The 15,835-nt window shown below is 43.4% G+C and carries 12 protein-coding genes; all 12 read left to right on the top strand.

The window, feature by feature from the left end:
- Nucleotides 1-1,299 precede the first annotated feature (1,299 nt).
- The gene (locus AC6I8X_RS28000) at nucleotides 1,300-1,575 is read left to right on the top strand and encodes a hypothetical protein (protein ID WP_299456693.1); all 276 of its coding nucleotides are present in this window, start codon (nucleotides 1,300-1,302) and stop codon (nucleotides 1,573-1,575) included.
- Complete coding sequence (locus AC6I8X_RS27995; protein ID WP_497841979.1) at nucleotides 1,572-3,752, top strand: polysaccharide biosynthesis tyrosine autokinase; 2,181 nt, start codon at nucleotides 1,572-1,574, stop codon at nucleotides 3,750-3,752. Before AC6I8X_RS28000 ends, AC6I8X_RS27995 begins: the two co-directional genes overlap by 4 nt.
- Before the next feature lie 72 nt (nucleotides 3,753-3,824).
- The gene (locus tag AC6I8X_RS27990; protein ID WP_299456690.1) at nucleotides 3,825-4,568 is read left to right on the top strand and encodes a hypothetical protein; all 744 of its coding nucleotides are present in this window, start codon (nucleotides 3,825-3,827) and stop codon (nucleotides 4,566-4,568) included.
- 317 nt (nucleotides 4,569-4,885) lie between these two features.
- On the top strand, nucleotides 4,886-7,036 hold the full coding sequence (locus AC6I8X_RS27985) for a polysaccharide biosynthesis tyrosine autokinase (protein WP_497841978.1): 2,151 nt from the start codon (nucleotides 4,886-4,888) through the stop codon (nucleotides 7,034-7,036).
- A 98-nt stretch (nucleotides 7,037-7,134) separates the two neighbouring features.
- Nucleotides 7,135-7,992, top strand: coding sequence for a glycosyltransferase (locus AC6I8X_RS27980; RefSeq protein WP_299456686.1), 858 nt, complete (start codon nucleotides 7,135-7,137; stop codon nucleotides 7,990-7,992).
- 31 nt (nucleotides 7,993-8,023) lie between these two features.
- Nucleotides 8,024-9,280, top strand: coding sequence for an EpsG family protein (locus AC6I8X_RS27975; protein ID WP_313683252.1), 1,257 nt, complete (start codon nucleotides 8,024-8,026; stop codon nucleotides 9,278-9,280).
- A gap of 29 nt (nucleotides 9,281-9,309) precedes the next feature.
- Complete coding sequence (locus tag AC6I8X_RS27970) at nucleotides 9,310-10,347, top strand: glycosyltransferase family 4 protein (RefSeq protein WP_497841977.1); 1,038 nt, start codon at nucleotides 9,310-9,312, stop codon at nucleotides 10,345-10,347.
- A 39-nt stretch (nucleotides 10,348-10,386) separates the two neighbouring features.
- Nucleotides 10,387-11,202 (top strand): glycosyltransferase, encoded by an 816-nt coding sequence (locus AC6I8X_RS27965; protein WP_299456680.1) that lies wholly within the window; start codon nucleotides 10,387-10,389, stop codon nucleotides 11,200-11,202.
- Between the two features lie 68 nt (nucleotides 11,203-11,270).
- The gene (locus AC6I8X_RS27960; RefSeq protein WP_497841976.1) at nucleotides 11,271-12,581 is read left to right on the top strand and encodes a flippase; all 1,311 of its coding nucleotides are present in this window, start codon (nucleotides 11,271-11,273) and stop codon (nucleotides 12,579-12,581) included.
- Entirely contained in the window at nucleotides 12,581-13,117 is a 537-nt protein-coding gene (locus AC6I8X_RS27955) for a serine acetyltransferase (RefSeq protein WP_299456675.1), read from the top strand. The genes AC6I8X_RS27960 and AC6I8X_RS27955 overlap by 1 nt, the downstream gene beginning before the upstream one ends.
- A gap of 70 nt (nucleotides 13,118-13,187) precedes the next feature.
- Nucleotides 13,188-14,063 carry a beta-1,6-N-acetylglucosaminyltransferase gene (locus AC6I8X_RS27950; RefSeq protein WP_299456673.1) on the top strand — a complete coding sequence of 292 codons (876 nt, stop codon included), beginning with the start codon at nucleotides 13,188-13,190 and terminating at the stop codon, nucleotides 14,061-14,063.
- A 49-nt stretch (nucleotides 14,064-14,112) separates the two neighbouring features.
- Complete coding sequence (locus AC6I8X_RS27945; RefSeq protein WP_299456671.1) at nucleotides 14,113-15,783, top strand: hypothetical protein; 1,671 nt, start codon at nucleotides 14,113-14,115, stop codon at nucleotides 15,781-15,783.
- The last annotated feature ends 52 nt before the right edge of the window (nucleotides 15,784-15,835 follow it).

Here is a 15,835-nt window from a genome sequence, read left to right as displayed (position 1 = left end):
TCCATTTTCAATAAATCAGATTAATAGCAATGACACCCTTATAATAAGTCCGCATGTTAGTCGTGTTTTATGGTCAGATGCCGCGATGAATGGGATGATGCTCTTCGGGAGTATACTTTTCACTGGACCTGTCGTCAGCATTCTGATCCTGATATTGTTTACCCCCTGTTTAAATAAGGGGTGATCTGCACGCCCATCGGTTTACTCACAGCACATAACAATGTTGCTGCGAGCCTCTATGTTAATTGATGATTTTATTTTTACGCAGGGAAGTGACGACTGGTCTGAATTAAAATCTCACTTAATAATAAATCATTAATGTGATGCGGGTGTTATGAATACACATTAATAATCACGCGTAACCCAAATGGTCAGAATCTGGCAATGGCTTTGCTGTAAGCGCTGGTACTAAGATAAATCGCAGAAGCCGACCATTAAACATTAAAGGAAAATAAAGTAACTGCAATAATGGTTATCAATGTGCCATGGGAGGGGCCTCGTGAGGGTTGTGAAAAACCAGGGTGTAATACCGACGATTGTTACTTTAGATTGGGGGTAATAAGGCAATGAAATCCCACATGGCAGGAATCTGAAGACCTTACGTTACCGAACAGTTCTGACCTGAGTGTCATTATAATGCCTATTCCGTAACTCTCTGTAATTATGATGATTTTTTGAGTATTTAAGCCTGCTTTTTTTTATTCTTCGTATCCATCCATATCATGGCCTATCACCTCTTTCCCACAATCGCTATAAGATAATCACTAAATCAAATATCCTTGCAGTGGTGCCTAAAAGAGCCGTTATGTGCAGTGATCTGAGTCTGAAAAAAATATTCAGGCTTGTTTATGACGTTATGTCCAGATTCTGAAAAACATTGAAAATCACTAAAAATCCTTCTTTAAAAACCGGAGGTTAGAGATTTTAATATTCTGGGTGACGCTATTATATCAATCGGGAAACTACGCTATGGAAAGTAAATCAAGGCGTCAGAAAGGAATAGCCAGATACCGGAATAAGGTTGTCATTGAGTATGCATTGTCAGCATTTCTCGTATTTTCGGAAAGAGGCTATATTCTTTTTAACTTAATAGGCAGATAGTGCCAACCAGGACGAAGACATTTTCTTGCAGGCTACCTGATACCGCGATGTCTGTTTTATTTTCCCTGCCTGCGCCCTGGTTCCTGAACATGTTTTATCCATGAGTAGTCAAGATCTGATTAAGTAAATGGATGCAGATTCGACACCGATGAATATCGGATCTCCTCTCTCCATTGGTACCAAAAATTAATAGAGTCATTGCAACCGAAAACGGTGATTTCCAGCCAATCGCTGGAAGATGAAATTAGAAAAATTCGATATCGTTTCGGCATTGGTGATGTGCTGATGGTTGCGCGTTCGCCTCAGGTAAGAGGGAAAATCATGCTATTCAGGCACGGGTTAGGCCAGCAAGTCATTATCAATACCTGGCACCAAAACACGGAAGCTTGCGAACCGTTTTTCAACTTATCGATCAGGCCTGTAAGCGTGGGGCAACAAGGCTCACTGGCTGATTACACAGGAATCATGGCATGACAACGGCTATCAAACATAAAATCATCACCGCCGAATCAGATGAAATCGATTTGGGGCGCGCGTACGGTGAGCTGCTTGATCATCGTAAATTGATTATTGGCGCGGCAATCGTTTCCACGATGCTTGCGGTAACCTATGCGTTATTCGCCACGCCGGTTTATCAGGCAAATGCGATGGTTCGGATTGAGAAAAATCAGGGTAATGCCATCCTCGAAAGTATTAACCAGATACTGCCGGATACGCAGTCCGTTGCTAAACCCGAAATGGCTTTGCTGCAATCGCGCATGATCCTCGGAAAAACCGTAGAGGATTTGAACTTACAGGCCGTTATTAGTCAGAACTATTTTCCGCTATTTGGTCGTGGCTGGGCAAGAATGACCGGAGAAGTGCCGGGCAAACTCAGTATCAGCCGGTTATATATGCCGCGGACCAGCAAAGATGTCCCGCATATGACCTTGACGGTTTTGGACAACAACCGCTTTCATGTTGAGGGGGATAACATTCAGTTTGATGGTGAAGTGGGTAAGCTCGTGACCCGCGATGGTATCGCTCTGAATGTTGACAGCATGAATGCTCAACCGGGTACCCAGTTCACCATTCAATATGTCTCACGCCGGGCCGCGATTGCTACTCTGCAGGATGCCTTCAGCGTGGAGGATCAGGGTAAAGATACCGGGATCCTGCTGCTGAGGTTGAGCAGTGACGATAAAGCCAGGGCAGGTTTGCTCCTCAACAATATCACCCAGAACTATTTAGATCAGAACGTTATCCGGCAAGCGGCCCAGGATTCACAAAGTCTCGATTTTATCAGTCAGCAACTGCCGCAGGTGCGTAGTGATCTCGATACCGCAGAAGACAAACTTAATCACTATCGTAGTCAGAAAGACTCAGTGGATTTATCACTTGAGGCAAAATCCCTGCTTGATCAGACGGTGAATGTTGATAGCCAGCTGAATGAGCTTGCTTTCCTTGAAGCTGATATTTCCAAGCTGTATACCAAAGGTCATCCAACCTATAAGACGTTACTTGAAAAGCGTCAGACCTTATTGCAGGAACGCGATAACCTGAATAATCGTGTCGCCGAAATGCCCGCGACCCAACAGGAAGTTGAGCGACTGAGCCGCGATGTGGATTCTGGCCGCGCGGTTTACATGCAGCTGATCAATCGTCAACAAGAGCTGGATGTATCGAAGAACAGTGTCATCGGCAGTGTGCGTATTATTGACACTGCCGTCACACAACCTAAACCTGTCCAGCCACAAAAACTGATGGTTGTTGTCACCGGTCTGGTTTTTGGTTTGATGTTTGCACTACTTGTGATCGTGCTGAAAATTTTGCTGCGCCGCAGAATTGCCTCTCCTGAACAGCTGGAAGAGCAGGGTATTAGCGTTTATGCCAGTATCCCGCTGTCCGAATGGCTCAGTAAACTGAATAACCGCGGGAAAGCAAAACGCTTCAAAGGGAAGAACTCCGTTTCAGAGAGCAAATTTCTGGCGATCGAGAATCCTGCTGATATTGCCATTGAAGCCATGCGCAGTCTGCGTACCAGCCTTTACTTTGCCATGATGCAAGCCAGAAACAATGTTCTGATGATCTCTGGTCCCACACAAAATGCGGGTAAGACATTTATTGCCAGTAATTTAGCGGCAGTGATGGCTCAGTCAGGCAAGAGGGTGTTATTTGTTGATGCAGATATGCGCAAAGGTTATGCCCACAAACTGTTTAACCATACGGGCACGCAGGGATTGTCGGACATTATCACTGGCGCAGTGAACCCAGCGGAGTTAGATAAGAAGATCCCCTGCGCAGCATTCGATTTTATTGCCCGCGGGAGTGTTCCGCCGAATCCTGCGGAATTGCTCTCTCATAAAAGATTTGAAGGATTTTTAGCCTGGGCATCCAACAATTATGATCTGGTCCTTGTTGATACTGCACCGATTCTGGCCGTCACTGATGCAGCCATTATTGGACGCCATGCCGGTACGTCGATGCTGGTGGCACGGTTTGAGGTTAACACGCTCAGGGAAGTCGAAGTCAGCATTAAACGTTTTGCAAGTGCAGGGGTGGAAATTAAAGGATGCGTTCTTAATGGCGTGGTCAATAAAATGAGTAGTTATTATGTCTACGGATATAGCCCATATAACTACACCTATGCAGAAGAAAAAAATGGACGATAGCTGTGAGTAAATGCAATTGCCGTCCTAAGAGAGTGCTTTTAAACGCTAAACTCAATGGTTAAGGGTTTTCCTATGCGTAAAACTATCTTCGTAGTGATTTTAAGTGGTAAAAATTACAAAGACTCACGCGTACTGAATTGCATGATGAACAGGACCTATGCTGATACGGATCTTCTGATTATCAACCGGGGACCTAATCCACTACAATTTGATAAAGATTTTATTCATACGCTGGGCTTTTTTGTGAATAGTATCGATATTAAAGAGTCGATTGGTGACCTGCCGCTCGGTGAAGTCTGCAACGACGTCATCAGGGGTAGTGAAAGGTACGAGCGATTTATTTTCTTTGATGATGACAGCATTCTGAACAAAGAATATATAAAAAGACTGGATCGTTATCATGAAAATGGTGTGGATTTACAGATACCGAGTATCCGGGGCCGACTGGATGGGAAAGTATACTATCCCATCATTAACGATTCGGTATGCAAAACCAGTGATGGCCTGAAGATCAATACTGAAGTAAACGTAAAATCATTAGGTTTAGGTCTGGTGATCTATCGCTCTTTGGTGGAGAAATTTTCTGCAATAAGTACGAGCGTATTCGACAGCCATTTTACACTGAATGGTTGTGATACCGGATTTTTTAGTCGGCTCGAATTGCTGAAAATGGAAAAGATTGATGTAGCAATACAGGTGGTTAATACACTTAATTATTCACTGGCGCAATCCCACGATTTAACCAGTAAATGGCGCTTGCTGGACAAGATACGGGACGGATTCTTATCCGTAAAAGTCAGTCGCTTTCGCTATTGAAATGAATTCATTGTTAATGATGCCTTTACGGAAGAACGGGTTGTGCATTTTTAAGATTTTTTCAGAAAATACGTAAAATAAAATATTCAGTGATGTAATTGATTGGATTTACTTTATATGACTACTTTACAGCAGCGCATACACTTTAACGCCGCCTTGTTAATCTCTCTGGCATTGATTCATTTTATGGCGCACTCGCCACTGGCAGCGATTACTGCGAAAAATCTCAATCTGGAGATTGCTGCAGATATTTGCCTGTCTGTCATTTGGCGCGGGCTATGCCTGTAAATTATGCAGCAAGATAACAGGATGAAATCATGGCAACAAAACCCGTTGTGAGTATTTATAGGGAAGAAGAAGATGGCGTTGAGGTAAGCCGACTCTGCGCAGAGTTGCTTGACTCGCGCCATTTGATTCTGGGCATCACCACTGGTTTTATGCTGCTGGCTTTGGGCTACGCCTTTCTATTGCCCGCCACGTACCAGGCAAATGCGCTGATTCAGGTTGAACCCGAACCGACCAACACTGTTCTGGCCAGCCGCAGCAGCCTGATGCCAGACGGTAAGCCGGTCTCTTCAATTGATGTGAAGCTGTTACAGTCAAGACAGATTATCGGTGAGACAGTGGATGACCTGAATTTGCAGGCCGATGTACAACCAAAGCGTTTACCGATAATCGGTAATGCGCTGGCGCAGCTGACGGGTGAAACCGGGGGTGAAATTGATGTAAGTCAGCTCTATCTCCCCGGGGCAACGGACGATAAAACTGACCAGGCAACATTAACGGTGATTGATAGCCATCACTATCAGGTTGACTATCATAATAAATCATTCATTGCTGAAACCGGCAAAGTAGCCGGTCAGGCGGGGATGAAGATTCTGGCAGACAGAATTAGTGCCTTGCCTGGCGCGCAATTTATCGCAACTTATACTTCGCGACTAAATGCAATCAACGCGGTGATGCGTAATCTGACAGTGCTGGACCCTGTCATGAATAGCGGCATGCTGACTCTGACACTGACAGGTAATAGCCGCAGTGAAACCATTAAGATCCTGGATAATATCGCATCGCATTATCTGAGCCAGAATATCAGCGAGCAGGCGGCGCAGGATAGTCAAAGCCTGGCGTATTTAGATCAGCAACTGCCGATTGTCCGCAGTGATTTAGATCACTATGAAGATAAGCTCAATGCCGCCAGAGAGATCAATGGGACGGTTGATCTGCCGTTAGAAGCACAGTCTGTTCTTGACCAGTCGGTAGCCATTGATAGCCAGCTGAATGACCTCACCATCAGCGAGTCTGAAATTGCGCAGCTTTATACCAAAGATCATCCGGCTTATAAGACCCTGCAGGAAAAACGTAACACGTTGCTGACAGCAAAAGCGAAATTGAATGAGAAGATTTCTGGCATGCCCCTTATCCAGCAGGAGATATTGCGCCTGACGCGGAACGTGGATGCTAAACATGATATCTACATGCGTTTGCTGGCAAGGCAGCAGGAACTGAAAGTCGCCATTTCCGGCGCGATAGGCAACGTCCGCATTGTCGATAGCGCGGTTGATGATTCCGAATCACTGTCACTACAAAAACTCATTATTGTTTTTCAGGGCCTGTTATTGGGAGTTTTTGTCTCAGCGACAGTGATCTTTATCAGAATAGCGATGAATAAGGCCGTGGAATCGTCAGATGAGTTAGAACAACGCGGCATGGCCGTGTATTCCAGTATTCCGTATTCGGAATGGCTGGAAAAAAGGAATCGAAAAAAGTCCTGCCAAATGTCTTCGGCTTTTCTGCTACGTGAAAATCCTGACGATTTGGCAATTGAAGCAATGCGCAGCCTGCGTACCAACCTGTATTTCGCCATGCTTGAAGCACGTAACAACATCCTGATGATTTCGGGTGCTAGCGCGAGCGCAGGGAAAACATTCGTCAGCACTAACTTCAGTGCAGTAATTGCACAAACAGGAAAAAAAGTGCTGTTGATTGATGCAGATTTACGCAGGGGGACTGCACATCAAATTTTCAATATCCCGGGTAAGGCAGGGTTAGCGGAAATACTTGCGGCGGATTATCCGATCTCAGCAGTTCTGCCGGTCGAAATCAGTGACAGCCTGCACTTTATCGCTCGTGGCAAAGTTGCTCAGGGTTTCACCGAACTCCTGATGAGTAAACGATTTGGCGAGTTAATGCGGTGGGCCGAGAAAAATTACGATCTGGTGGTAATAGATACGCCTCCGGTGCTGGCGGTGACAGATGCGGAAATTATCGGTACCTACGCCGGAACCACGATGATGGTGGTTCGCTGTGCAAAAAATACAGTAAAAGAAATCGAAATTAGTCTGCGTCGTTTTGAGCGCAGCGGCATCACAGTGAATGGCTTTATTCTGAATGGTGCAAAACTCCGCGCCAATGGTTACTACAGCTACAGCGATATCCAATATTCATATGAATCCGTTGGTAAAGGATAATAGCAGTTATTAAACGAATCAGGCGAGTTGATTTTTATTATAAATACGTTATCTGAAAATAAAGATGCATATTATTTTCTATGCATGGAGATAAGATTATGAATGCCAGGCACACAGCACAGCCATTGGTCACAGTTTACATTCCCACGCATAACCGTTCGTCGCTGGTTAAAAGCGCAATCGCATCGGTGCAAAACCAGACTTATAAAAATCTGGAAATTATTATCTGTGATGATGGTTCATCAGATGACACCGCAGTCGTCATCGCTGAGATGCAAAAGAGTGACAATCGGATCGTTTATCTGAAAAACGATGTACCGATGGGGGCCTGCTATGCCCGCAATCGCTGTATTGAAATTGCACAAGGTGAGTTTATCACGGGTCTTGATGATGATGATTATTTCTTAAGTGAAAGGATCGCTAACTTTGTCGAAGCCAGTCGCAGGCTGAACAAATCATTCCTCTGTGCCAATATGATCTTCAAGAACAGGGATATTGAACGCAAATGGAAAGAATATACCGGTGATGTCACGTTAAATATGATGGGATTTAAAAACTGGGTCGGGAACCAGGTGTTTATTAAAACGGTGATGATGAAAAACATCGGTGGTTTTGATACCACTTTTCCGGCATGGCAGGATTATGATCTCTGGTATCGCATGATTTTGCGTTACGGCGCATGTTACAGAATGAATGATGCAACTTATGTGGTGAACATTGAAGATGATCGGCCAAGAATTACAACAGGAAGTAAGGCCTGGCAGGGATATCAGAAATTTATTACCACACATAAAGCACATCTGAGTCGTCAGCACCTCAATTCTCTCTATTTTCAGGATAAGCAGAACAGGAAAGATGAGATAAATTTTAAAGAATTTATGAGCTACCCTGGCATTGACAATCTGCTAATACTGGCTAAGCAAAAAGTCAGAAAGCTTATTGGTATCCAGAAATAAAGAATCACTGACAATAATATAAGGTGAGCTCATGACTATGAGACTGAATAAGCTAATGCCTTTGAGCTTAGCAATGAGCATGACTATTCCATTAGGCGGTTTGGCACTTTCCTTTTTCTCTCTGGATAAAAAGGGAATGAACCGTCTGCCATTTTTTGTCATGTCGATGTTCTACTTTTTCCTGCTGATTAAGATTCCGCCATTGGGCGATCTTTACCGGCGCTATCTGGAGATCAGCGCCTATGGTCCGGGAACAAGATTTTCAGATATTGCCGGGGTGCATACTGATGTCCTGCTTTATGTCAATGGCTGGATATTCCAGTTGCTGAAAATCCCGTTCTTTTTCATTCCGGCCTTTTATGGCGGACTGATGTGTTATTTGTTACTGGCCTCGTTCAGAAATGTGACGTTGATAAAAAATTCAGGGATAGAAGATCGTCCGGTATCTTGCGGGAAACTGGCATTGACTTATTTTACTGTGTTTTCAACACTCAATATCTTAAACCTGGTGTTGGGCATTCGCTACGGCACTTCACTGGTATTTATGATCTATGCGGTTACCAGCTACTACAGCCGTGGCAAGATACGATGTGGACTATTTATTGCACTTTCAATACTCATGCACTTTTCCATGGCGTTTGTATTCCTGGTATTTTTAGGAAGTCTTTTCGTTAGAGTTGAAAAGAAATTTGTCATTCCGCTGAGCATATTTTTTGGGCTGTTGAGTGCTGTTGCATTGCGATCGATTCTGCCCAGCATTTCTTTTATGGGGGTTGGTGACTATGCAATGGGAGGGTATGTTGATGGTTCTTTTAGTTCCTCCCCCAACGATAGTAATACAATTGTTGTTGCACTCATTACGCGGCTGCTTGGATTTGCTTCTCTGATCTTTTATCTGCTGAGTAAAAGTGAATTGAAAGGATACGATAGATTCCTGAATGTATTCATTCCCAGCTGTTTCATCATGTCTATTTCATACACGGCAATGGGGCGCTACCTTAACATTGCTCAATATTTGCTTGCGATCAGGCTTTGCTATATCTATTTGTTTTCTGCCGGGATTAACTCGGTGAAATTTCGCATTCTGCTCAGGAATTTTCTGGTGGTATTTGCCCTGCTAAGTTTGCTGGTCATCAATATCTATACCCAGAGAAGGACGTTGTCGATGGGGGGGTTATGGTCCTACGCTTGGACAAGCCCGGTATTTCTGCTGAGTTATAGCGAAAATGATTTTGATAAGTACCTCAACGATATCGACTATGACGGGTACTGGATAAAACATAGATAAATTTATCAATTTTTAAAAGACACCATTAAATGAAAAACAAGATCCTTTTTATTGTCCCGAGTTTAAAAAACGCGGGGCCGGTAAACGTATGTCTGACCATAATAAAAAATCTGCCTGACTTTTATGACATTGAAGTATTGGCTCTTAATGACGGCGAACGTAAAGGGGAGTTTGCTACACGAGCGAAAGTCACCATATTCAAACGAACGGCCATTTTACAGGCATTGAAGTTTATCCGGAAAGGAGGATTTTCGGTTGTGCATAGTCATTGCACGGTCTCCGATATCTTCAATTATTTCTCGTTTGCTTCAGTTCCACAGGTCACCACCATACATAACTATTTTGAAGTGGATTTCGTGCAGACCAAAGGATTCGTTAAAGGGATGCTTGAAGGTCTGGTCGGACGCTTCATGATTCGTCATTTCTACAAAGTTGCCTGTTCAAATGCGGTGATGAAACATTGTGTAAGTCATCACGCGATGAAGAAGGTGACTGCCATCCCCAATGGTGTCGAACAGCCGCGTTCTTTACAACATCAGCATCATGGCAATGTGGTGCATTATTTTTATTTGGGTGTGCTAAACAAAAGGAAAAATGTTCAGCAAATTCTGGAAGCGTTTGAGACCTGGTGCCAGGGGAAGCGCGCTGAACTGCATATTATTGGTTCGGGTACTGATGAAGAACATCTCCGCAGCAGATTTAACAACGAAAAGGTTATTTTTCATGGTAGTACCGATCAACCTTATTCACTGTATAAAGATTTTGATTGTTTTATTTCAGCCTCTCACGCGGAAGGTCTTCCATTAGCCCTGATTGAGTCAATGGCCTCGGGTAAGACATTCATCTGTTCAGATATCGAGCCACATAGAGAAGTTCTTAATTCCTGGGAAGAGAAAAGTGGGTTTTTATTTAATAAAACAACATCGGGGCTGATTGACTGCCTTGATGAGCACTATTTTTTCAACGACAAGGCCAGTCTGTCAGTAAATGCCAAAAACAATTATTCGAAAAACTACTCCGCAAAAAAAATGGCACTTAGCTATAGCGAACTTTATCAGGAGATTTGATTGCATTGATTACTGATTACACACAGCAAAAGGTGACGTATGTTACAACAACCATTCTCTGTATTGATGTCCTTATACTTTAAGGAAACACCAGAAAATCTGGAAAGTTGTTTTCTCAGCCTGGAGCAGCAAACGCTTCAGCCTAAGGAAATTATTCTGGTTATCGATGGCCCTATTGATAATGCACTGGAGGAAGTGGTGACACGGTGGGAAAGTAAACTCTCCGTTCAACGGGTACAACTGGAAAAAAATATCGGTTTAGGACTGGCACTGGCCGAAGGAATGAAACACTGCTCCTGCGAATACATCGCGCGTATGGATACGGATGATATCTGTCTTCCGGAACGTTTCCAGCGACAGATGAAGTTTATGGAGGAAAATTCTGAAATTGCCTTACTGGGAGCTGCGGTTATTGAGTTTGATGAAATCGGCCAGCAGCGACTTAAACGTCTTCCTGAGAACCATACGGATATTAAACGCTTTTCAAGACTCAAAAATCCATTCAATCATATGAGTGTGATTTTTAAAAAATCGGTAGTTGATCAGGTCGGAGGCTATCGTCATCATCTATTTATGGAGGACTACAATCTCTGGTTAAGAATAATCGCAGGGAATTTTACAACACATAATTTAACAGATATTTTGTTGAATGTTCGGGTTGGCTCTGGCATGTTAAAGAAACGCCGGGGTTTTAACTACATTAAGAGTGAAGCGTCTCTCTTTAATCTGAAAAGACAACTGAAGACGGTCTCGATAGTTAACAACCTTGCTGCTTTTCTTGTCCGGGTTTCTACCCGGGTTGCGCCAGAGAAATTCCTTAACTTTCTTTATCGTGTTGATAGAGTAAAAATTTAATCTTTGCCTTGCCATCCCACCATATTTATTTTTGACGTGAAACAGTTTTGCTCTTACAGGAGATTGCTGTGAACAGGCGAGTGGTCACTAATGCTTTCTGGATTATCTCAGAAAAGCTGATAGCTGTATTTGGCCTGATTTTCGTTACGTCCTTCGTAGCAAAATATGTAGGGCCAGAGATATTTGGAGAGATCGCGTTCGCGACTTCAATTTTCCAGATAACGCAAATTGTTGCCCAGATGGGCAGTGATGTCATCATTTTCAAAAGGATGAGCAGGAACCAGCAGTCGGGGATCAAGATCACACTCACCACAGCCTGGTTCAGGTTGTTGATTTTTGCTGTGCTCTGTATTCCCTTCATCGCATTTACCTGGTGGCGATTGGGTGAAGAGGGCATCTATTTTGTCTTTGCATGTTGTCTGGCCTGCTTATTCACCACGCTGGATGTTTATAACCTGTTCTTTGATGCAAAGCTGGAGTCAAAAAAGAACACCTTGATCAATGTGATTGGTCTGGTGGTGAGCCTGCTTTGCCGCTGGGGGATTGCCTGGCTGGAAATGGATCCAGTCTGGTTATGTGTACCGATAATCCTGACAGGACTGATACCTTTTGTATTGCGTCGGTTCCTTTTCCATCTGGAAATTGACCGGCCAACGGTGGTCTGGCGAAATCAGATGCGTTATGCAAAATACCTTTTTTATTCCGGTATGGCGTTTGTTATTTCCTCAATCTCGGTTGCACTCTATACGCGACTCTCGATGATGGGGCTGGAATTTATGAAAGGTCATGGGAGTGTCGGGGTGTTCTCGGTTGCGGCCACTCTTGCAGGTGCATGGTCATTTGTGTTCAATGCTTTTACAACTTCTGCATTCCCTGCAATTTTTTCAGAAAATGATGAAGAAGAGGCATTAAACAAAACGGCCAGGCTTAATATCACGGTTATTGCTTTATCATTACCTGTTTTTATCGTGTCATTCTTTTTTGGTCGCTACTTCATCGATTATTTCTATGGCGAAAAATACGAGGACGCCTATATTCCGTTGTTGATTATTTTTGGCTCGACTATGCTGTCAGCATTGGGAACCGTGTCAGGACGATTTATCGCGAAGTATTCGGGCTATGCATTTTTGTCCAAGAAAACACTGTTGGTACTGTTTACCAGTATGGCTTTGAATTTTCCACTTATTTGGTTCTATGGCATCTACGGTGCAGCGATAGCGACATTATTAACAGAACTTATTTCTCTGACTGTCTTCAACTATTTTTTCAGAAATGGGATTGTCTTCAGACTCCATGTTAGAACATTTCAGATCAATTTGCTTGGTTTTCTTAACAATAAACAAATCAGGATTAACTATAACTCTGGATCAGGTGAGTAATGATGAATATTTTTCGCAGCATGAAACTGACATTGTCAGAAATTAAAATGAATCCAGGTATCAAGTCAAAGCTGGTTGTATTGCTGTATCGGCTGGCATCTTTACATGCCCGGCGTGTGGCGGTGTTTTATCCGATAACATTGATCTTTGTTATCATGCATAAGTTTTTTAATGAATTTATGTTTGGGATTGAAATCTCATATCGGACAAAAATTAGCCATGGATTTGTTATCTGGCATGCCTACTCGGTTGTCATCAATAGCGGGTGTGTTATTGGCAAGAACTTCAATATCAGACAATGTTGTACCGTGGGAGGGAACCGATTGTCCTACCCCGAGCACTTTATCATCGGTGATAATGTCTCGATGGGGGTTAACTCCTGTATTCTCGGTGATGATATCGAGATCGGCCATAATGTGGTGATAGGTGCCGGAGCCATAGTGATGACCAGTGTTGCCGACGATCACTACGTGATAGCGCAAAAGCCTTTTATCAAAACCCGGAAATATCAACCTGAGAACATTCGTGTAGCCTGATATGAAGTGTTGCTTATCCTGTTGATTGAATTCATTAAAATGAGCTGTTTCAACTTTAGGAGAGTAAAGAATGAAGAAAATATTTTGTATTCTTTGCCATAAAATAACCAATCCACTTTTATATACGGTGAATTACTTATCTTCTTTTGAAGAAAATGTCATTTTAATCCATGTGGATGCTAAGTCTTCGATGGATGAATTTGAAGTTTTCACCGCGAAGAATGTTTTTTTTGTCAGAGATCGTGTTGATATATCCTGGGGAGGGTATAGTCTCGTTGACTCGACGATTAAAACTTTCAATGAAGCATTAAACTTTAATTTTGATTATATGTTTTTAATTTCGGGAGATGACCTCCCATGTATGACTAATCAGGAAATCAATGATTTGTTATCTTCCATTGAAATGAGGAATTTGATCCACTATCAGGATAAACGCAATACTTATGTGGATCCTCTGCTCCGGGTCAGGTATGACTACCCACACTATTTCTATAAGAAAGATAAAAGCCTCCCTGAAAAGGTGAAGACTCGAATGTTCAGACTGATTATGCCATTTTATGTCAGCAGGCGTTTTAAACAGGATGCGCATAAGGTGGCGAAGTTTTACAAAGGGACTAACTGGATTTCATTGAACCAGAAAACGTTACAGGCTTTAATGGCATTTATTAATGCCAATGACTGGTATCGTGATTTGTTTCATCATTCTTTTATTTCTGATGAAGTTTTCTTTCATACTGCTCTTAAGGAGATCGGTGTGACCGATAATTATCATGACGAAAATAAGCTGAATGATGCATTGAGATACATCGACTGGACAACCGGACCAGATTATCCAAGAATTCTTGATAGTAGTGACCTTGAAAGGATCAAAGCTTCGGGCTGTGTCTTTACCAGGAAAATATCATCAGGCATTCCTTATGAGTTCTTCGAAAAACTGATCCAATAAATAGTAAAGGGCTGGCATCCTGGCCCGCTCATTATCAGGGTATTTCAGAATGAAGTATATCTATGTTGATCCCTCATCGACTGCCCGTGGTGATGGGAGCCGGGAGCATCCCTTTCGTTCGATGGATGAAGTCATCGCCTCTGGTGTCACCCATCCTGTTACCGTTGCAATCAAATGTGGTACGCGTTTTAACTGGTCCTATCTTAGCCAGAACAAACTCGCCTTTTTCCTGAATCGTTCGGGTACACAAAGTGTCCTGACGTCTTATGGAGAAGGTGCCTGGCCGATCTGGTATCCTAAAGATGCCGCCACACGTCATACCGACACGACTTTCCAGAACTTTAATATCAATTCGTTACAGCTCTCCTCGCCGCCTGGCGAACAGCATACCGGAGGCTATCTGTATGGCACGGTGCGGGGAGACGAAAACGGAATATGCAATCTGGAAATCCACCATATTAATTTTATCGGTGACCCCGCCGCAATTTCTGGATCCGCACCCACTAAAGAAGTCGCCTGCATTCATCTGGCAGTCAGAGACAAGACAAATATTGCCCATAAAATCTTTCTTCATGATATTTACGGTGATCACATCAACTGTGGCATATTTTTTCGTGGTAACCCCAATCTTTCCGATCCTGCAACCTATTATGGCGACCAGCGCAAAAGTTATGGGGTGCGTATCCTTGATGTTTCATTCACTAATATCGTCAACTACGGCGTTTTACTTTCCGGTGCCGCCAGTAAAAATAAAAACCGTGATGTGCGTGGTGATGAATGGGAATCAGGTTGGGATAATATTTATTATTCTTCTTACCGCACTAATGTTTATAACCCGGTTAAAGATCCACAAGCCTGGACCACAGCCCGTGCTGATGTTCCGTTATGGATGACCATGTGCGCTTATGCCACCGGCCAGAATTTTGAGGTGCACGGTTCTGGTCCGGCAGCTCCTGATCGTTACGCACTGGATTTGGATTACCATTGCAATAATTGCCTGTTACGCTGGGGCTACCTGACCAATAATGCCAAGCCGTTTATGCTGGTTCAGGGACCGTTTTCTAATAGCTGGTACCATGCTAACGGCTATAAACCACTCAGTGAAGATACCTACACTCTCTACCATACCTATGGTGTAGGCTGTGTCGATAACGTGATTGAATATATTGTCTCGTACAATGATGGGGTAGCGCGAACGCAACGGACCTCTGATATTTACTGGAAAAAAGCCTGCTGTTTCCGCTACTGCTATAACAACGTGGTGCGTAACTGCCTGTTTATCGACACCGTTTCTCAGGCCAATGACCATGTTCTTTATTGCAATCCACGTAAAGAGGATAACCCGGCGGCTATAGCGTTAACCCTGGAGAATTGTATTTTCTACTGGAAACATCGGGATAATTCAGATCTTATCAGCCCGGAGCATGTTGCGACGTTTGGCAGTTTATTGACCAAATACGCTTTTAAAAATTGTATTTTCTTCTCAGAAGCCTGGCCGGACGCCGCGTCGGCAGCCTTACCGGGGGTTTTGACCCGTGATTTACATTATGTCGATCCTAAATTCAGATTCACTGTACCCCTGGTCCCTCCTGCGGGAATAAAAGAGGCAAAAAATATCCTTCAGCTCGCCAGCGATTCTCCAGCGTTAAAAACAGGCACAGCTAACACCAGTGTGGATATATGGGGAAAAACTGGCAATAACATTGGCTGGCAGCAGTAACCAGTGGCCGATAATAATGATGTCCGGGACTCTTTTTTGTGCTGTAGAGTTT

The sequence above is a fragment of the Pantoea sp. X-Soil-TKNS-1280 genome (assembly GCF_059730475.1).
This window is presented reverse-complemented; position numbering and strand designations above follow the sequence as displayed.